General features: G+C 67.9%; 19 protein-coding genes. 11 read left to right on the top strand and 8 right to left on the bottom strand.

The features are described 5' to 3' along the window. Window positions 1-19: 19 nt before the first annotated feature. The 5 genes from GVN21_RS13420 (at window position 20) to GVN21_RS13400 (ending at window position 4275) form a co-directional block, all read left to right on the top strand. A complete protein-coding gene (locus tag GVN21_RS13420; RefSeq protein ID WP_166575266.1) occupies window positions 20-1165 on the top strand; it encodes an epoxide hydrolase family protein in 1146 nt (381 codons plus the stop codon). Window positions 1166-1241: 76 nt separating this feature from the next. After that, a complete protein-coding gene (locus tag GVN21_RS13415; protein ID WP_166575265.1) occupies window positions 1242-1841 on the top strand; it encodes a winged helix-turn-helix domain-containing protein in 600 nt (199 codons plus the stop codon). A 9-nt stretch (window positions 1842-1850) separates the two neighbouring features. Further along, a complete protein-coding gene (locus GVN21_RS13410; RefSeq protein ID WP_166575264.1) occupies window positions 1851-2585 on the top strand; it encodes an SRPBCC domain-containing protein in 735 nt (244 codons plus the stop codon). Window positions 2586-2800: 215 nt separating this feature from the next. Beyond that, window positions 2801-3814, top strand: a complete 1014-nt coding sequence (locus GVN21_RS13405) for a beta-eliminating lyase-related protein (protein ID WP_166575263.1) — start codon at window positions 2801-2803, stop codon at window positions 3812-3814. 77 nt (window positions 3815-3891) lie between these two features. Continuing rightward, complete coding sequence (locus GVN21_RS13400) at window positions 3892-4275, top strand: DUF983 domain-containing protein (RefSeq protein WP_166575262.1); 384 nt, start codon at window positions 3892-3894, stop codon at window positions 4273-4275. Here GVN21_RS13400 and GVN21_RS13395 read toward each other — a convergent pair. Continuing rightward, the gene (locus tag GVN21_RS13395) at window positions 4272-4604 is read right to left on the bottom strand and encodes an antibiotic biosynthesis monooxygenase (RefSeq protein WP_166575261.1); all 333 of its coding nucleotides are present in this window, start codon (window positions 4602-4604) and stop codon (window positions 4272-4274) included. The genes GVN21_RS13400 and GVN21_RS13395 overlap by 4 nt on opposite strands. Before the next feature lie 75 nt (window positions 4605-4679). On the opposite strand from GVN21_RS13395, the gene GVN21_RS13390 reads away from it, so the two are divergent. Together GVN21_RS13390 and GVN21_RS13385 are read left to right on the top strand one after the other, a co-directional pair. Then, on the top strand, window positions 4680-4841 hold the full coding sequence (locus tag GVN21_RS13390; protein WP_166575260.1) for a DUF3309 family protein: 162 nt from the start codon (window positions 4680-4682) through the stop codon (window positions 4839-4841). Window positions 4842-4963: 122 nt separating this feature from the next. After that, the gene (locus GVN21_RS13385) at window positions 4964-5680 is read left to right on the top strand and encodes a cell cycle transcriptional regulator TrcR (RefSeq protein ID WP_166575259.1); all 717 of its coding nucleotides are present in this window, start codon (window positions 4964-4966) and stop codon (window positions 5678-5680) included. 64 nt (window positions 5681-5744) lie between these two features. On the opposite strand, the gene GVN21_RS13380 is transcribed toward GVN21_RS13385, so the two are convergent. Then, window positions 5745-5918, bottom strand: coding sequence for a DUF465 domain-containing protein (locus tag GVN21_RS13380; RefSeq protein WP_166575258.1), 174 nt, complete (start codon window positions 5916-5918; stop codon window positions 5745-5747). A 93-nt stretch (window positions 5919-6011) separates the two neighbouring features. On the opposite strand from GVN21_RS13380, the gene GVN21_RS13375 reads away from it, so the two are divergent. The 4 genes from GVN21_RS13375 to GVN21_RS13360 all read left to right on the top strand — a co-directional run bounded on the left by GVN21_RS13375 (window position 6012) and on the right by GVN21_RS13360 (window position 7954). After that, window positions 6012-6605: a UbiX family flavin prenyltransferase gene (locus GVN21_RS13375; RefSeq protein WP_166575257.1), complete on the top strand. Its 594-nt coding sequence runs from the start codon at window positions 6012-6014 to the stop codon at window positions 6603-6605. Continuing rightward, a complete protein-coding gene (locus tag GVN21_RS13370; protein WP_166575256.1) occupies window positions 6602-7045 on the top strand; it encodes a TIGR02444 family protein in 444 nt (147 codons plus the stop codon). The genes GVN21_RS13375 and GVN21_RS13370 overlap by 4 nt, the downstream gene beginning before the upstream one ends. 46 nt (window positions 7046-7091) lie before the next feature. Continuing rightward, window positions 7092-7316, top strand: coding sequence for a DUF465 domain-containing protein (locus tag GVN21_RS13365; RefSeq protein ID WP_166575255.1), 225 nt, complete (start codon window positions 7092-7094; stop codon window positions 7314-7316). A 161-nt stretch (window positions 7317-7477) separates the two neighbouring features. Next, on the top strand, window positions 7478-7954 hold the full coding sequence (locus tag GVN21_RS13360) for a carbonic anhydrase (protein WP_240902932.1): 477 nt from the start codon (window positions 7478-7480) through the stop codon (window positions 7952-7954). A gap of 1 nt (window position 7955) precedes the next feature. On the opposite strand, the gene GVN21_RS13355 is transcribed toward GVN21_RS13360, so the two are convergent. The 6 genes from GVN21_RS13355 to GVN21_RS13330 all read right to left on the bottom strand — a co-directional run. Next, entirely contained in the window at window positions 7956-8435 is a 480-nt protein-coding gene (locus tag GVN21_RS13355) for a hypothetical protein (protein WP_166575253.1), read from the bottom strand. 65 nt (window positions 8436-8500) lie between these two features. Next, window positions 8501-9376 (bottom strand): 50S ribosomal protein L11 methyltransferase, encoded by an 876-nt coding sequence (locus tag GVN21_RS13350; protein WP_166575252.1) that lies wholly within the window; start codon window positions 9374-9376, stop codon window positions 8501-8503. Window positions 9377-9472: 96 nt separating this feature from the next. Then, entirely contained in the window at window positions 9473-9961 is a 489-nt protein-coding gene (locus GVN21_RS13345) for a hypothetical protein (protein ID WP_166575251.1), read from the bottom strand. A 78-nt stretch (window positions 9962-10039) separates the two neighbouring features. Next, the gene (locus GVN21_RS21185) at window positions 10040-13141 is read right to left on the bottom strand and encodes a M10 family metallopeptidase C-terminal domain-containing protein (protein WP_166575250.1); all 3102 of its coding nucleotides are present in this window, start codon (window positions 13139-13141) and stop codon (window positions 10040-10042) included. Window positions 13142-13188: 47 nt separating this feature from the next. Then, window positions 13189-16035: an FG-GAP-like repeat-containing protein gene (locus tag GVN21_RS13335; protein WP_166575249.1), complete on the bottom strand. Its 2847-nt coding sequence runs from the start codon at window positions 16033-16035 to the stop codon at window positions 13189-13191. A 372-nt stretch (window positions 16036-16407) separates the two neighbouring features. Then, window positions 16408-17571: calcium-binding protein (locus GVN21_RS13330; protein ID WP_166575248.1), on the bottom strand; the 1164-nt coding region annotated here is incomplete at its 5' end.

Below are 17571 nucleotides of genomic sequence, written 5' to 3'. Positions count from 1 at the left end.
GGCAAATGAGGGAAGCGCCATGACCACGCCCAAGCCGTTCGAAGTCTCCTGGGACGAAGCCGCCGTCGCCGACGTGATGCGCCGGGTTCGCGAGTATCCCTTCCCAGTCGCCCCCATCGAGGGCGGCTGGGGCTGCGGGACCGATCCGCAGTTCCTGCGCGAGATCTGCGCCCACTGGACGGATGGCTACGACTGGCGCGGAGCGGTCGCCGATCTCAACCGCTTCCCGCAGTTCACCGCCCGGGTGGAGGACTTCGACCTCCACTTCGTCCACCTCGTCGGCGAGGCCGGCGGCAAGCGACCCCTGCTGCTGAGCCACGGCTGGCCGGGCAGCCACTACGAGTTCTGGGGCGCGGCCGAGCGGCTGGCCTTCCCCAGCCGGTTCGGTGGCGATCCGGCCGACGCCTTCGACCTGGTGATCCCCTCGCTGCCGGGCTTCGGCTTCTCATCCAAGCCGGCGCGGCCGTTCGGCCAGCGGGCGACGGCGCGGCTGTTCAACACCCTGATGACGGAGGTGCTCGGTTACGACACCTATCTCGCCCAGGGCGGCGACTGGGGCGCCCTGGTGACCAGCTGGCTGGGCCACGACCACGGAGCCCACGCCCACGCCATCCACCTCAACATGATCGGCCTGCGTCCCTTCGGCCCGCCGCAGAGCCAGGACGAAATCGATTGGATCACCCGCACCGGAGCGGCCGGCGACATGATGGGCGCCTATCTGCGGCTGCAGGTCTCCAAGCCCCAGTCGGTGGCCTGGCTGGGGGCCGGCAACCCGGTCGGCCAGGCGGCCTGGATCCTCGAGCGGTTCCATGACTGGGCCGACCTGCGGACCAAGCCGTTCACTGAGGTCTTCAGCCTCGACCAGCTGCTCACAAACGTCATGATCTACGTGATGACCGGCAGCTTCACGACCGGCGCCTGGTACTACCGCGCCCTGATCGAGGAGGGCGGGATCGTCCTGCCCGAAGGGACCCGGTGCGAGACCCCCACCGCCTTCGCCAACTTCCCCGGCGAGGCGCTGTACAGCGCCCCACCCCGCAGCTGGGCCGGCCGCGCCTACAACATCAGCCGCTGGACCGATATGCCCCGCGGCGGCCATTTCGCGGCGATGGAGGAGCCTGAGTTGTTCGTCGAGGAAGTCCGGGCCTGGGGGCGGGAGGTCTAGCTCGCTCCGGTGAACTCAGCTCGGACGGCCCAGCACCCCATTTGACAAATTTTCCTTTCTATTGTTCCTTCGCTGTATGACCACGCCCCTGGCCCTGCTGGACGATGCCGATCGGGTGCGTCTCGCCCTGTCGCCGATCCGGCGTCAGTTGCTGGAGGCCCTGCGCGAGCCGGGCTCGGCCGCCAGCCTGTCGGTCGCCTTGGGGATTCCGCGCCAGAAGTTGGGCTATCACCTGCGCGAACTGGAGGCGGCAGGCCTCGTCCGCTTGGTCGAGGCGCGCAAGCGGCGCGGGTTCACCGAGCGGCTGCTGCAAGCCAGCGCCGACGCCTACATGGTCGACCCGGAGGTGGTCAGCGGGCCAAGCACGGCGGCCGCCTGGACCCAGGACCGATACGCCGCCGATCACCTGACGCGGACCGCCGCCGAGATCGTCCGCGACGTCGGCCGGATGCGCGGCGCGGCGGAGGCCGAGGGCCGCCGGCTGCTGACCTTCACCCTCGACGCCGAGGTGGCGTTTGCCGCGCCCGGCGACCTGGAACGCTTCGCCGACCGGCTGGCCGCGGCCTTGGCCGATCTGGTCACCGAGTTCGACACCCCTGGCGGGCGGCCGTTCCGGCTCGTCGCCGGAGCCCATCCCGCCGCCGGCGCGCGGCTTCGCAAGACAACCAGACAATAGGAGGCGGCGATGGCCGACCGCGTGCTGATCGACATGACCATCTCCGCTCCCGTGGCGGAGGTCTGGGACGCGGTGCGCGACCCGGCGAAGGGCCTGCGCTGGTTCGGCTGGGACTCGGGCAGCCTGGCCGATGAGGTCGACTTCATCTTCGTCAAATACGCCAAGGCGGACGAGGGGACCGGGACCATCCTGTTCGAGGGGACCCAGGACCGGTTCGAGATCACCGCCGAAGGGGCCGGGACCCGGCTGCGGGTGGTGCGGGCGGCGCCGGCCGACGGCGCGACGTGGGAGGACGTCTACGAGGACATGACCGAGGGCTGGATCGCCTTTGTCCTGCAGCTGAAGTTCGCCATCGAGCGGCATGGGCTGGGCCAACGCCGCACCCTCTATTTCACCGCCCCGAAGGGCGAACGGGAGGGTGATCGACCTATGGCGGCCCTGGGCCTGAGCGACCTCGCCAGCGCGGCCGAAGGCGCGGCTTTCGAGCGGGCCATCCCCACCGGCGACAGCCTCAAGGGGACCGTCTGGTACGCCTCAAAATGGCAGGTCGCCCTGACCGTCGAGGCCTGGGGCGATGGCCTGCTCGACCTGCACGACGCCGGCGCCTGGACCGGCGGCGGCGGCCATGGCGCCGGCATGGCCATCCTCACCACCTATGGCCTCAGCGACGCCGCCTTCGCGGACCTGGAGGCCCGCTGGAAGGGCTGGTGGGAACCGCGGTTTGCTAAGCCCGACGCACCGTAAACCCCCTCCCTCCCACGCTGCTGCACAGAGCGGGCCCCTCCCTCTCCCGCGGGAGAGGGGCTTTGTGCGGTGCTGGCTCTAACTTGAGCGTACTGGCGCTCGCGAACCCTCTCCCGCGAGGGAGAGGGAGGGGCCCGCGCCGAAGGCGTGGGAGGGAGAGGCCTTACGGTGTCGGCCAGGTTCCACTCCGCCGCGTCTCTCGCTAGACACCCTCCATGACCGACGCCCGCTACGACTTCGCCTCCGACAACGTTGCCGGGGCCATGCCCGAGGTGATGGAGGCGCTGATCGCCGCCAACGCCGGGACGGCCTCCGGTTATGGGACCGACCACATCTCGGCCCGGGCGGCCGACTTTATCCGCGCCGCCCTCGACGCCGACGCCGAGATTCGCTTCACCGCCTCCGGCACGGCGGCCAACGCCGTCGCCTTGGCGGCGCTGGCGGCGCCGCATGAGGCGGTGCTGGCCCATGCCCATGCCCACGTCTGCACCGACGAGACCGGGGCTCCCGGCTTCTTCGGGGCGGGAGTCGGTCTGATCCACCTGTCGGGCGCCTCTGGGAAGATCGAGCCTGCCGGCCTGACCGCCGAGCTGGCCAAGCCGGACGTCTCCTACCATCAGCCCGCCGCGGCCCTGTCGCTGACCCAGGCCACCGAGTACGGCACCGTATATTCCGCCGCGCAGCTGCAGGCCCTGGTCCGGCCGGTGAAGGACATGGGCTATGGCGTCCACCTGGACGGCGCGCGGCTGGCCAACGCCGTGGCGGCCGGGTTCGAACTGAAATCCATCGCCGCCATGGGCGTGGACATCCTGGTCATGGGAGGCACCAAGAGCGGCTCGACCCCGAGCGAAGCCCTGGTGCTGCTGAACAAGAACCTTGCCCGCCGCTTCGACGCGCGGCTGAAGCACGCCGGCCAGCTGGTCTCCAAGGGTCGCTACCTGGCCGCCCCCTGGATCGGCCTGCTGGAGACCGGCGCCTGGACCCGCCGCGCCGCCCACGCCAATGCCATGGCCCGGCGGCTGGCCGAAGCCATGCCCTTCCCGCTCAAGCATCCCGTCGAGGCCAACGGACTGTTCGTCGAGATGGATGAGGCGGCGCTGGACCGGTTGAAAGCCAAGGGCTGGTTCGTCTACCGCTTCCTGGACGGCAGCGTGCGGTTTATGTGCAGCTGGGCCACCACCCCGGAAATGGTCGACGAACTGGCGGAGGCCTTGGCTCAAGTCCGTTAGCGGCCCGAAACCGAATGTGAAGGCCGTTGGCCCTCGTCGCCCTTCCCGCGCGCCGCCGGCACGTCCATATTAGCGCCATGTCCAACGCCACTCCCAACTCCGCCCGACCGCTCGGCCTGGGCATCAAGCGGGGCCTGAAGCACCGCTGCCCCAACTGCGGCGAGGGCGAGCTGTTCAGCAGCTACCTCAAGGTGCAGCCGGAATGTGCCGCATGTGGGCATGACCTGTCGCAATACCGCGCCGACGATGGCCCGGCCTATCTGACCATCCTGCTGGTCGGCCACCTGCTGATCGCCCCGGCCTTCTTCTTCCCCTTCATGTGGGAAGTGACCCCCTGGATCATCGTGCCGGCCTCGTTGTCCATCCTCACTGCCGTGGTGCTGCTGCTCCTGCCGCGCATCAAGGGCGGCTTCCTGGGCCTGCTGTGGGCCAACCGGGTGACCAAGGACCAGCTCGCCTAGCCCCGGGTGGGGTGCGTGGTCAGCAGGTCGTCCGTCACCAGCATGTTGCCGATCATCTCGCCTGGCCGACTGTCGTCCTCGAGCGCGTCCATGAACGCCGCCCGGGCCTCCGGATCGTCATAGACCATCTTGGCGTCGAAGGCCTTTCGCCAGGTTTCCTCGTCGGGCCACTCCGCATAGCCGATGAACCGACCGTCCTCGGCCTGGTGCAGCCGCGAGCCGAACGAGCCATAGAGTTGGGTGATGGCGCGGGTTCCTCGCCGCCAGGCCTCCCGGAACTGCGCCTCCTTCCCCGGCTTCACCCGCCAGGCGTAGACGGCGACATACATGGGACCTCCCGGAACTTTGCTGCTGTTTCAGGGATTGAACGGCCAAGGCGCCTCGCTGTTCAAGGAAACATCCCCATGAGTCTTGGTCTTATCCTGATCATCATCCTGATCCTCGCGCTGGTCGGCGCCCTGCCGACCTGGGGCCACTCGCGCTCCTGGGGTTACTTCCCCAGCGGCGGTCTCGGCCTGGTCCTGGTGATCGTCATTATCCTCGTGCTGCTTGGCTATATCGGCTAGCCAGCAAGGTTGTTGGACAGCGGAACAACCTTCCCGTTCCCTTTTTCAGGGAACCTCGCTATAGCTAATTCCAAGACCCGCCCGGCCGAAAGGCCGGGCGCCGCTGTTTCTGGAGCACGCCAATGGCCGAACCCATCCTGATGCCGAAGGCCACCGCCGTCTGGCTGGTGGACAACACCTCCCTGACCTTCGAGCAGATCGCCGACTTCTGCGGCCTGCACCCCCTGGAGGTGCGCGGCATCGCCGACGGCGAAGTCGCCCGCGACATCCGCGGCGCCGACCCGATCACCAATGGCCAGCTGAACCGCGAGGAGCTGGACAAGGCGACCGCTAACCCGGCTTACCGCATGCAGGTGCAGAAGAGCCGCCACGCCGAACTGCTGAAGCCGCAGAAAAAGGCCCCCCGCTACACCCCGGTGTCGCGTCGCCAGGATCGGCCGGACGCCATCGCCTGGTTCGTGCGCAACCACCCGGAAGTGACCGACGCCCAGATCTCCAAGCTGCTCGGCACGACCAAGTCGACCATCGAGGCGGTCCGCGACCGCACCCACTGGAACAGCGCCAATCTCAAGCCGGTCGACCCGGTGACCCTGGGCCTGGTCGGCCAGATCGAGCTGGACGCAGTGGTCCGCAAGGCCGCCGACAAGAAAGCCAAGGACGACCTGAAGAAGGGCATCGTTCCGGACGGCCCGTCCCTGCGCCCGGCGGGCGAGGTCGAGGATGTCCAGCCGGAGCCGGTCTATGAGGACGAGGACGACCGGGGCGACGATGTCGACCTGAAGAACGTGTTCGCCAACACCCCGACCTCACATCACGACGATGAGGACGAGGAAGACTAGACGCCGCGCGTCCGCACAAACCGAAAGCCCCTCCCGGATGGTCCGGAGAGGGGCTTTCTTTTGTCTAGTGCACTTTGGCCCTAAGGCCTTCGATCTCTTCCTTCAGGCGGAGCTTCTGCCGCTTGAGTTCCGCGATCCTGATGTCATCGGATGCCGGGTGGGTCAGTTCCTCCTCGATGGTCCGGTCCAGTTTCCTGTGGCGGTTATCGAGCTCCCGCAGACGGGCTTCCAAGGCCATGGTATTTCGCCTCCTTGGCTGTTAGCGCAGACTGAGTGAACACCCGACGCGGACATGAGTCCGTTCACAAACCCGCGAGGCGAGGCCCCCAACATGCCTGTTCCGAGCCGTCTGATCGTCGGAATCTCCGGAGCCAGCGGGGCTTTGCTGGGGGTCCGGGCGCTCGACGCCTGCCGTGAATTAAATGTCGAAAGTCACCTGGTGATGTCGCGCTCGGCAGCCTTGACCATCACTCAGGAGACGGATCTTACCGTTGCCGAGGTTGCTGCCCGCGCCGACGTGCTGCACAAGGTCGGTGATGTGGGCGCCTCGATCGCGTCGGGCAGTTTCCGCACCCTGGGCATGATTATCGCCCCCTGCTCGGTGCGCACCATGAGCGAGATCGCCACCGGGGTGACCTCCACCCTGCTGACCCGCGCCGCCGACGTGGTGCTGAAGGAGCGCCGGCCCCTGGTGCTGATGGTGCGGGAGACGCCGCTGCACCTGGGCCACCTGCGGACCATGGCCGCCCTGGCCGAGATGGGGGCGATCATCGCCCCGCCGATGCCGGCCTTCTACGCCAGGCCAGCCAGCATCGCCGAGATGATCGACCAGGCGGTCGGCCGGGCCCTTGATCCCTTCGGCCTCGACTGGGCGGCGGTGAAGCGCTGGGGCGAGGACCTGCCGCCGATCCGGAGCGAGACATGAGCTTCTGGACCTGGGCCTTGGCCGCCTACGGCAGGCCGGGCGTGGCTGAGGCCTGCCTCATGCTGCAGGACGACCACGGCCAGCAGACCGCCTTTCTGCTGTGGGCCGCCTTCGCCGACCCCGCCCCCAAGGCGCTGGCTGACGGAGCCGAACTGGCCCGGCATTGGGAGCGCGAGGTGCTGGGGCCGATCCGCCAGGCCCGGCGGGCGCTCAAGCCCGCCCTCCCCCCGGTGGAGGACGGCGCGCGGCTGGGCCTGCGCGAGGAGGTCAAGGTGGTCGAACTCGGCGCCGAACGTCTTCTGATGGAAACCCTGGAGGCGCTCGCGAGCGGCCCGGCGACAGGCGTCGACCCGATGCCGGCGTTAAGCGCCGCCGCCCGGGCCTGGGGCCATTCGCTGCCGAACGAGGCGCTGCAACGGCTCGCGAGCACTCTGGCGTGACGCCGCGATCCTGCTATTTTTCAGGATCGTGTCTTGGGGACAGTGAATGGCTGACGATCACGACCTGATCCCGCTGCCCAACGTGGAGATCCGCGGCAAGCTGGTCGAGCTGCGCCAGCGCCACCAGGACCTCGGCGACGCGGTCGAGGCGCTCGGCCTCATGCCCACGCCCGACCAGCTGCAGATCGCCCGACTGAAGAAGCAGAAGCTGGTCCTGCGCGACCAGATCGTGAAGCTCGAAAACATGCTCACCCCGGACCTGCTGGCCTGAACCCGGCTGCGACCGAATCGCGCGGTAGGCTCCCCGCACCGGGGCGATAACCCGTCGGTAACCCGGCCGAGGGCAGGTTCCGCCCGAGCAACTTCGGGGGAAGTATGGGCTGCGACTGCAACACTCTTGTCCGCTGGCCGGCGATGTCGCGGCGGGCGCTAATGGCCGGCGGGGTCGCGGGGATGATGGCCGCGGCGCTGCCGGCGTCTCGGGCATTGGCGGGGGGCCATTGCGAGGCGCTGCTGCTGACCTGCATGGACTACCGCCTGACCCATGAGATCACCGACTACATGGACAAGCGGGGCCTGACCCACAAATACGACCATGTGATCCTGGCCGGCGCGTCGCTGGGGGCCTTGAACGACCGCTTCCCGCACTGGGCCGAAGGGTTCATGACCCACATCGACCTGGCGGTGCAGCTGCACCAGGTGCACCGGGTCATCGTGCTCGATCACCGCGATTGCGGCGCCTACAAGATGCTGCTCGGTGAGGCGGCCGTGAAGGACGCCGACACCGAACTGAAGAGCCATGTGAAACAGCTCTACGCCCTGCGCTCCGCCGTGCTCGCCAAGCACCCGCACATGGAGGTCGAAATCGGCCTCATGGCGCTCGACGGCACGGTGATGCAGATCGTCTAGGTTACTGGGGGTAGGGGCTGGTTTCCGCTTCGGAGACCGGGGCCGCGTCAGCCGCCTCGTTCAGCGATTCTGCCGCTTCCGCTCGCGCCCGCTCAGTGGCCGCGCGGGTCTCCGCCGCGGCGGCGCGCGCCTCGGCGGCCGCGCGGTCGGCGGCGATCTGGGCGTTGCTGGCGGCGGTGTTGTAGCTGGCCTGGGCCTGGGCGCTGGCGGCATTGTAGCCGGACTGGGCGCCCTCGATCAGCCCCTGAGCGCGGGCCTGTTCGGCCACGGCGGTCAGGTCTTCGGAGGTCACCGCATCCTCGCGGCCGGCGGTTCCGACCATGAAGGCCACCGCGATGATGGCCACCACCGCCACCACGGCGGCGACGATCCAGGCGACGGTGTTGTTGCTCTGGCGGGCCTCGATCCGCATGTCTTCGCGGATGGCCTGGCGAGGGGTTTCCTCGAAGGTGTGGCGGGTTTCGCCGGGCTGATAGGTCATGTCGGCCTCTCGTTCCATCGTCCCCGATGGGCGCTAAACGAGGGGCCGGAAGGACGGTTCCGGCCTCAGCCCTTTTCGAGGACCAGGGTGGCCCAGGCGTCACGGTGCAGCCGGCGCTTCAGCCGAAAGCCGCGCGCCAGATAGGCCGCCCGCACCCGCCGCTCCTGGGTGCGCAGCAGCCCGGACAGGATGGCGATGCCGCCGGGCCTCAACGCCGTCCGGATATCCTGCGCCAGGGAAACCAGCGGCGGAGCCAGGATGTTGGCGAACACCAGATCGTAGGGGGCTGTGGCCGCCACCCGCCGATGGCCGAGGCCAGAGGCGTGCACGAACCGGGCCTTGGCCTGGTTGACGGCCGCGTTCTCGCCGGCGATGCGCACGGACGGCTGGTCGATATCGGTGCCGACCGCCAGCTTCGAGCCGGTGCGCGCCGCCGCGATGGCCAGCACCCCGGTGCCGGCCCCGACATCCAGCACCTTGGCGAACCGCCGGCCCTTCAACAGGTCATGAAACACCCGCAAACAGCCGGCCGTCGTGCCGTGATGCCCGGTGCCGAAGGCGGCGCCGGCCTCGATGCGCAGTTGCACCGCGTTCGGCGGCGCCAACCCCTTGTCGTGCAGCCCGAAGACGAAGAACCGCCCCTCCCGCACCGGCGGCAGTCCCGACAGCGACATGGCCAGCCAGTCGGCGTCGGCCAGGTCCTCGGTGACCACGGTCAGCTCGGCCCAGCCGGCCAGCACCGCTCGGATCTCGTCGGCTTCTTCCAGGGTCACCGGGAAGGCGTCGATGCGCCAGACGCCGCGATCCTCGTCCTCCTCCAGGATGGAATAGGTCGCCCCCTCCAGCAGGGGGTTGGCGTCCATCGCCGCGGCGGCGGCCTCGGCGGCTGCGCGCGGGCCGCGGGCGATAATCTGGACGGCGTCGTCGGTAATCTCAGTCATGCCGGGCGGGTTAGGCGGGAACGCCCGCCTTGGCAACGCTGTCTGTGGGCAACGCTATCTGGTGGCAGAGGGCCCAGCAATTTCACCCGGGTAAAATTATCCGCCCATCTCGCCCTCGAAGGCGGCCATCGCCGCCGGCGGCGCATCGGCCGGCTCGATCACCTCGGGGCCGAGGTCGGCCGGAGCCGCGTCGAGACCAGCCAGGATGCCGCCACCCTGGCTGGGATAGTGGACCACCGCGTCATAGGTGGGGGTCGGCGTCGGCTCGGGCGTATAGCTGGCCGGTTCGATGGCCGGCAGGTCCGCCGAGACGCCGCCCCAGTCGGCTTGCGCGTAATAGGTTTCCGGCGCCGTCGCGTAATCGACCTGGGCATAGAGGTTGTCGGTGCCGATCACATAGTCCGGCGTCCCGTTCGGATAGTGGGTCGTGCCGCCGTCGAAATCGCCATAGGCGGCCCGGCCGCTGTCGCCGAGCGCGATCTGGGGACCGCCGATCCGGTCCAACATGATCTCGGGCCGCAGGGCGCCGCCGAGCATGATCCCGGAAAGGGTGGCGACGCCGATGCCGTAGAACAACGATTTCATATCCGGGCTCCTTCGCCTCAACAGCGCAAGGAGCCCGGCTTTGGTTGCATGGTCCCGAAGGCGATCGCGTGCTGTGTCCTACAGGACCCAGTCGGCCGTATCGGCCCGCACGTCGCCGTTGATCCGCAGGCGATAGTCGGCCGACCGGTCGCCGTCGATATCGAGCGAGAGGGTGGTGATCCCGCCGGCGAAGGTCAGGGTCATCCGGCCGGCCTGGCCGTCGAAGGCCCCGACGATCGTGAAGGCGTCGTTCACCCCGCCGCCGACGGCATTCGCGTCGATAACGGACAGGTCCACGATGTCCTCGCCGATGACGTAGTCGCTGATGGTGTCCGTCTCGATCAAGCGGCCCTGAGGATTGCTGCTGGTGAACACCGACTCCTGGCGGGTGATGAAGCGGTCCTCTCCGCCCCCGCCGATCAGGATGTCGGAGCCCAACCCGCCGGCGATGAGGTCGTTGCCCAGGCCGCCGTTCAGGGTGTCATTGCCGTCCCGGCCCTCCAGGTAGTTCCAGCCTGCGTTACCGGTGATGGTGTTGCCCAGGGCATTGCCCACGCCGGTCCAGTGCCCGGCGCCCTCGATGATCAGCCGCTCGAAGTTATCGCCCAGGGTCCAGTCGATGGTGGCGCGGACGGTGTCGGCCGTCCCCTCGTTCAGGGCCTCGACCAGGGTGTCGCTGGTGTCCTCCACGTAATAGGTGTCGTCGCCCGCTCCGCCGTAGAGGCTGTCGTTTCCGGCCCCGCCGCGTAGGATGTCGTTGTCTGCCGAGCCATAGAGCTGATCGACGCCGTCGCCGCCCTGAAGCTGGTCGGCGCCGTCGCCCCCCTGCAGCACGTCATTACCCGCCCCGCCGTCGAGGTTATCGGTCCCGGCATCGCCATAGATCAGGTCTCCGCCATCGTTGCCCTGCAATATGTCAACGCCGGCGCCGCCGTGGAGAATGTCCGTCCCGTCGCCGCCGAGCAACTGGTCGGAGCCATCGTCGCCGAACAGCTCGTCGTCGCCCAGCCCGCCACGGATGAGGTCATTGCCGCCCCCGCCGCTTAGGACATTGTTGCCGCTGTTGCCGTCGATCTGGTTGGCCTCGCCGTTGCCCGTGCCGTTGATGCTGCCGGACCCGGTCAGCTGCAGGTTCTCGACATTGGCGCTGAGCGTGAAGCTGACGCTGGCCCGCACCCGCTCGGAGCCCTGGCCCGCCGCCTCGGTGACGGTGTCGTTCTCATCGTCCACCACATAGGTGTCGTCGCCCGTACCACCGGCCATCTGGTCCGCGCCCACACCGCCGTCCAGCAGGTCGCCGCCGGCACCGCCGACCAGGTCGTCCGCGCCCAGCCCGCCGTAGAGCCTGTCGGCGCCATCCCCGCCGTCCAGGGTGTTGGCGCCGTCATTGCCGGTGAGGATATTGGCCTGGCTGTTGCCCGCGCCGTCGATGGCGGCGCTGCCCGTCAGGGTGAGGTTCTCGAAGCCCGCCGCGAGGGTCCAGTTGACGGTCGAATAGACCAGATCCACCCCATCGCCGCCCGTCTCGTCGGTGACGTCGCCCGCGTTATCGACATAGTAGGTGTCGTCGCCCGTCCCGCCGATCAGCCGGTCAGCGCCCAGGCCGCCGTTGAGGATGTCGTTGCCGCCCCCGCCGCTGAGCGTGTCGGCGGCGTCGCCGCCCAGCTGGTCATCGTCCCCGCCCGTGCCGGGGAGGACGATCGGGACGGGCGCCTGCTGGCCGTAAATGACATAAGCGGCGCCGGACGAGGAGCCATTGGCGGCGGCGAAGGGCGCGCCGACGACCAGATCGTCGATCCCGTCTCCGTTGACGTCGCCCGCACCCGCGACGGACCAACCCGCATGACCGGAGGTCAGACCGCCTTCGATCCTGAAACCGTTGGTCCCGTTCAGGGCCGCCAGATTGATGACGGCGCCAAAGCCCGCGTCGTTCCCATACAGGACGAAGGCCGCGCCTCGGCTGTCGTTGAAGTAGGGCGAGGTCAGGACCAGATCGCCCCGGCCGTCGCCATTGACGTCGCCTGCCGAGGCGACCCTGAAGCCGGCGGCGGACTGGCCCGCGACGCCGGTGAGCTTGAAGCCGTTCGTGCCGTCAATGCTCGAGAGGTCGAGATCGGTCGGGAAACCGGTGGTCGAGCCGAACACCACATAGGCCGCGCCGACAAAATCTTCGCCCGAGGCCCCGATCATCACATCGTCGATGCCGTCTCCGTTGACGTCGCCAACAGAGGCGACCGAGATCCCGGCATTGGCATAGCTGTCGACGCCATCGATCCTGAAGCCCGCCGAACCAGACAACGCAGAGGCGTTGATCAGGGCGGGGAATCCGCTGTCTGAGCCGAACACCACATAGGCCGAGCCGGACTGGGCGCCGCTTTGGCCCGCCCGCCAGGCGCCGACGATCACGTCGCCGAAACCATCGCCATTGATGTCGCCCGCCGATGACACCGAGTATCCGGTCTGTTCACGCGCCAGCACGCCCGCGATCTTGAAGCCGTTGGTTCCATCCAGGCCGCCCAGATCCAACGGGCCGATGAAGGCGGTGGTTTGGCCGAATACCACATAGGCCGCGCCCACATCGGAGACGGCGCCGTCGGCGTAGCTGGCGCCGATGATCAGGTCGTCGATGCCGTCGCCGTTGACATCACCGGCCGAGGATACCGAGATGCCGGTTTTCGCCATCACCTCATACCCGTTGATGACAAGGCCGGCCGATCCGCCCAGAGACGAGAGCGTGAGGGCGTTGGGGAATCCGGACCCGCTGCCGAACACGACATAGACCGCGCCGCTGGCGTAAACCGAGGTGGATCGTCCCCGGGCCCCCACGACCAGGTCGTCGAACCCGTCACCGTTGAAGTCGCCGGCCGAGGACACCGCATAGCCGGAATAGTCGAAGAAGCCCCCGCCTTGCAGTCGGAAGCCGTTGCTTCCGTCGAGGGTGGCAAGGTCGATGTTGTGCGGCAGTCCGGCGGCGTTGCCGAACACCACGAAGCTCGACCCGGAGTAGGGGCCGCTGGGGGTGTCGCGCGGCGCCCCGACGATGAAGTCGGCGATGCCATCGCCATTGATGTCGCCCACACCGGACACCGACTGACCGGCCAGGTCACCCGCGCCGGCGTAGAGCCGCACGCCGTTGGTTCCATCGATGGAGCTGAGGTTGAAAGTGGCGGCGAAGGGCATCTGGTCTATCTCTGATGAGCGCTGAAGGGCCGAGGTGTCGCGACCGGCTAGAGGACCCAGTCGGCCGTATCGGCCCGCACGTCGCCGTTGATCCGCAGGCGGTAGTCGGCGTTCCGGTCGCCATCGACATCGAGCGAGATCGTGGTCACGCCGCCGGCGAAGGTCAGCGTCATCTGGCCGGCGTTTCCGTCGAAGGCGCTGACGATGGTGAAGGCGTCGTTGGCGGTCCCGCCGAGGGCGTTGGCGTCGATGTCGAGGAAGCTCAGCTCGTCCTCGCCGATCGCATAGTCGCTGACCGTGTCGGTCTCGATGGTCCGGCCGCCCGGGTTGGCGCTGGTGAACACCGACTCCTGGCGGACGACGAAGACATCGGCCCCGCCGCCGCCCGACAGGATGTCGCCGCCGGTCCCGCCGATGAGGGTGTCGGCGCCCAGGCCGCCGTTGATGTTGTCCACCCCGGCCCCGCCGTCGAGGATGTTGGCCCCGGCGTTGCCGACGATCACATTCGCCAGTTCGTTGCCCGTGCCGTTGAGGTCGCCCGAGCCTTCCAGGATCAGCCGATCCAGATGGGCGCCCAAAGTCCAGTCGATGGAAGCCCGTACGATGTCGGTCCCCTCGCCGGACAGCTCCACCAGGGTGTCGAGGTCGTCGACATAGTAGGTGTCGTCCCCGATGCCACCGGTCAGGGTGTCGGTCCCCGTCCCGCCGCGCAGGATGTCATTGCCCTCGCCGCCGAACAGCTGGTCGTTCCCATCGCCGCCCTGCATCTGGTCGGCGCCCGCCTCGCCGTGGAGGATGTCGGTCCCCGCGCCGCCATCGAGGTTATCGAGGCCGGCCCCGCCGTACAGGGTGTCGTTGTCGGCGTTGCCCTGCAGGACGTCGTTCAGGTCGCCGCCGTAGAGGGTGTCGTTCCCATCCCCGCCCAGCAGCTGGTCGGCGCCGTCGTCCCCGTTCAGGCCGTCAGTCCCGGCATTGCCGCGGATGATGTCGTTGCCGCCGCCGCCGTTGAGGGTGTTGTTACCGCTGTTGCCGTCGATCTGGTTGGCCAGGCTGTTGCCCGTGCCGTTGATGTTGCCGGTCCCGGTGAGCTGAAGGTTTTCGAGCTCGGCGGTCAGGGTGAAGGTCACGCCGGCCTTGACCCGGTCGGTCCCCTCGCCGCCCAGCTCGGTGATTGCATCGCCCAGATCGTCGACCACATAGGTGTCGTTGCCGGTCCCCCCGGCCATCTCGTCCGCCCCGGCCCCGCCATCGAGCAGGTCGCCACCCGCTCCGCCGACCAGGTCGTCCGCGCCGCCGCCGCCGAACACCTGGTCCGCCCCATCGCCGCCATCCAGCACATCGGCGCCCAGGCCCCCGTTCAGGATGTCGTCCCCACCGGCCCCGCTGAGGGTGTCGTTGAAGTCGCCGCCGGCGTAGGTGTCGGCCCCGCCCGTGCCGGGCTGGGTGATCGACGACAGCTGGCCGAAGACGACGTAGGCGCCGCCGGTCGAAGCGGCATAGGGGTTCCCGATGACCACGTCATCGATACCGTCGCCGTTGATGTCGCCGGCCGCGGCGACTGAGCGGCTATAGCTGCTCACGGCGAGACGGACCCCGTTGGTTCCGTCCCAGGTCGATAGATTCAGGTCAGCTGCGAACGCCGAGCTTTTGCCGAACACGATATAGTTGCCGCTGGCACGAGTCGCGATGATCACATCGTCGAAGCCATCGCCATTGACGTCGCCTGCCGCCGCGACTGACGCGCCGGCGCCTGCGTAGCTAAAGGGTCCGCGGATTCGGAAACCGCTTGTTCCGTTCAGAGCTGAAAGGTCGAGATTGGCGGCGAAGATAGCGCGGCCGAACACCACGTAGGCGGCGCCGGCATCGGCGCCGTTCGCGTCAGCAAACCGGGCGCCGATGATCATGTCATCGATGCCATCCCCGTTGATATCTCCGGCCGAGGCGACCGAATAGCCGCTTCGGTCACCCGCCGCGGCGCCGCTGATCCGGAAGCCGTTGGCTCCGTTCAGGCCCTGAGGACTCAGATTGCTCGCAAACGGCGTCGACTTGCCGAACACGACATAGCTGGCGCCGGAATTGGCGCCGTTCGGGTCAGCATACCAGGAGCCGATGATCAGGTCGCCGATACCGTCTCCGTTGACGTCGCCCGCCGATGCGACGGAATTCCCCAAGCGGTCGTGTTCAGCAGGCGAAAAAACCCGGAACCCGTTGCTTCCGTTCAGCTGCGACAGGTTGATTTCGGCCGTGAACCCGGCAGAGCGGCCAAACACCACATAGCTGGCGCCGGAATTCCAGGCGACGTCGGCCAGGGGGGCCCCGATGATCAGATCATCGATGCCATCGCCATTGATGTCGCCGGCCGAGGCGACCGACCAGCCGACCTGGTCATCGTGCAGGAAGCCGTTGATCCGGAAGCCGTTGGCGCCGTTCAAACTCGACAGGTTGAAATCGGCGGCGAACCCGGTGGCCTTGCCGAAGACCACATAGCCGGCGCCGGCATTGTACATCCCGCCGGGGTCGAAGCCTGGGGCTCCGATGATCAGGTCGTCGAATCCGTCGCCATTGATATCGCCCGCCGACGCGACTGACACGGCGTTCTGATCCCCTAACGCGGCGCCGGGAATGCGAAAGCCGTTTGTTCCGTTCAAGCTCGACAGGTTGAGGTTCGCCGCAAACCCGGCATTGCTGCCGAACACCACATAGCTGGCGCCGGGGTTGTTGCCGTACGGAGTCGCGATACGAGCCCCGATGATCAGGTCGTCGATGCCATCGCCATTGACGTCTCCGGCCGAGGCGACCGACCAGCCGACGCGATGACCGGAGTTGAAGCCGCTGATGCTGAAGCCGTTGGTTCCATTGAGGGCACTGATGTTGAACGTTGCGGAAAACGGCATTCGGTCTGTCCCTTGTTCAGTCTTCGACGTCGCGGGGGCCCATCGCGATGCGCCGCGGGCGCGCGGTCAGGCGCGCGGTTCGGTCGCAGGAACCTGCCGAGACCGGAAAGGGATGAAAACTGTAGTAATCGGTACGTGTTCGCGCCAATCGAACACTGCTGAAGCGCACAACTCGCAATGGGTAAAAGCAGCGTCAGGGCGCGAATTTCACCCTCGAAAGCAGCCAATCTGAGGGATTTTTCGCGTCGCCCTATTGCGGGGGGCTCGGGCTGCGCAGGATTCAAGTGTAAAAAATCGGATGCTTTTCGGTTTCCGCGAGATGCCCAAGCTCACGGTGCGGCCGGTGGGCCGTGTTTGGGTCTGCGCCTGAGCCTACAGCACCCAGCCACCCGTATCGGCCCGCACATCGCCGTTGATCCGCAGGCGATAGTCGGCGGTCGCATCGCCATCGACATCCAGCAGGACGGTGGTGATCCCGCCAGCGAAGGTCAGCGTCATCTGGCCGGCATTGCCGTTGAAGGCGCCGACGATGCTGAAGGCGTCGTTGGCGGTTCCGCCGACGGAGTTGGCGTCGATGTCGAGGACGTCGAGTTCGTCCTGGCCGATGACGTAGTCGCTGATGGTGTCGGTCTCGATGACGCGACCGCCGGGGTTGCCGCTTGTGAACACCGACTCCTGGCGGACCAGGAAGATGTCGTTTCCGCCGCCGCCGATCAGGGTGTCGCCGCCGAGGCCGCCGATCAGGGTGTCGGCGCCGAGGCCGCCGTTCAGGATGTCCGCGCCCGCGCCGCCGTCGAGAACGTTCGCCCCGACGTTGCCAGTGATTTGGTTGGCCTCGCCATTGCCGGTCCCGTTGATGTCTGCGGAGCCCTCGAGGATCAGCCGTTCGAGATTGGCCACCAAGGTCCAGGAGACCGTCGCCTTGACGATATCGCTGCCCTCGCCGGCCGCCTCGACCAGAGAGTCGCTGTGGTCGTCGACCACATAGGTGTCGTCCCCCAGACCGCCGGTCAGGGTGTCGGCGCCCGACCCGCCGCGCAGCACATCGTTATCGGCCCCGCCGTAAAGCTGGTCGTTTCCGTCGCCGCCCTGCAGCTGGTCGTTGCCTGCTTCACCGTAGAGGACGTCCGTCCCGGTCCCGCCGTCGAGGGTGTCGACGCCAGCCCCGCCGTAGAGGGTATCGTCGTCCGCGCCGCCCGACAGGATGTCGCTGGCGTCTCCGCCATAGAGCTCGTCGTTTCCTTCCCCGCCCAGCAGTTGGTCGCTGCCGTCCTCGCCGTTCAGGCCATCGAGGCCGGCGTTGCCGCGAATGACATCGTTGCCCCCGCCGCCCGACAGGATGTTGTTTCCGCTGTTGCCTTCGATCTGGTTGGCCGCGCCGTTGCCCGTGCCGTTGATGTTGCCCGTGCCGGTCAGCACCAGGTTTTCCAGCTCCACCCCAAGGGTGTAGCTGATGCCGGCCCGGACCCGGTCCACGCCCTCCCCACCCAGTTCGGTGATCGCATCGCCGAGGTCGTCCACGACATAGGTGTCGTC

The sequence above is a fragment of the Caulobacter sp. SLTY genome, assembly GCF_009905535.1.
Classification (GTDB): domain Bacteria; phylum Pseudomonadota; class Alphaproteobacteria; order Caulobacterales; family Caulobacteraceae; genus Caulobacter.
Note: the sequence above shows the minus strand (reverse complement) of the source record. Positions and strands in the feature narration are given on the sequence as shown.

Coding starts and splice junctions, on each gene's coding strand:
- GVN21_RS13420 (WP_166575266.1), top strand. CDS start 20: ATGACCACGCCCAAGCCGTTCGAAGTCTCCTGGGACGAAGCCGCCGTC.
- GVN21_RS13415 (WP_166575265.1), top strand. CDS start 1,242: ATGACCACGCCCCTGGCCCTGCTGGACGATGCCGATCGGGTGCGTCTC.
- GVN21_RS13410 (WP_166575264.1), top strand. CDS start 1,851: ATGGCCGACCGCGTGCTGATCGACATGACCATCTCCGCTCCCGTGGCG.
- GVN21_RS13405 (WP_166575263.1), top strand. CDS start 2,801: ATGACCGACGCCCGCTACGACTTCGCCTCCGACAACGTTGCCGGGGCC.
- GVN21_RS13400 (WP_166575262.1), top strand. CDS start 3,892: ATGTCCAACGCCACTCCCAACTCCGCCCGACCGCTCGGCCTGGGCATC.
- GVN21_RS13395 (WP_166575261.1), bottom strand. CDS start 4,604: ATGTATGTCGCCGTCTACGCCTGGCGGGTGAAGCCGGGGAAGGAGGCG.
- GVN21_RS13390 (WP_166575260.1), top strand. CDS start 4,680: ATGAGTCTTGGTCTTATCCTGATCATCATCCTGATCCTCGCGCTGGTC.
- GVN21_RS13385 (WP_166575259.1), top strand. CDS start 4,964: ATGGCCGAACCCATCCTGATGCCGAAGGCCACCGCCGTCTGGCTGGTG.
- GVN21_RS13380 (WP_166575258.1), bottom strand. CDS start 5,918: ATGGCCTTGGAAGCCCGTCTGCGGGAGCTCGATAACCGCCACAGGAAA.
- GVN21_RS13375 (WP_166575257.1), top strand. CDS start 6,012: ATGCCTGTTCCGAGCCGTCTGATCGTCGGAATCTCCGGAGCCAGCGGG.
- GVN21_RS13370 (WP_166575256.1), top strand. CDS start 6,602: ATGAGCTTCTGGACCTGGGCCTTGGCCGCCTACGGCAGGCCGGGCGTG.
- GVN21_RS13365 (WP_166575255.1), top strand. CDS start 7,092: ATGGCTGACGATCACGACCTGATCCCGCTGCCCAACGTGGAGATCCGC.
- GVN21_RS13360 (WP_240902932.1), top strand. CDS start 7,478: ATGGCCGGCGGGGTCGCGGGGATGATGGCCGCGGCGCTGCCGGCGTCT.
- GVN21_RS13355 (WP_166575253.1), bottom strand. CDS start 8,435: ATGACCTATCAGCCCGGCGAAACCCGCCACACCTTCGAGGAAACCCCT.
- GVN21_RS13350 (WP_166575252.1), bottom strand. CDS start 9,376: ATGACTGAGATTACCGACGACGCCGTCCAGATTATCGCCCGCGGCCCG.
- GVN21_RS13345 (WP_166575251.1), bottom strand. CDS start 9,961: ATGAAATCGTTGTTCTACGGCATCGGCGTCGCCACCCTTTCCGGGATC.
- GVN21_RS21185 (WP_166575250.1), bottom strand. CDS start 13,141: ATGCCCTTCGCCGCCACTTTCAACCTCAGCTCCATCGATGGAACCAAC.
- GVN21_RS13335 (WP_166575249.1), bottom strand. CDS start 16,035: ATGCCGTTTTCCGCAACGTTCAACATCAGTGCCCTCAATGGAACCAAC.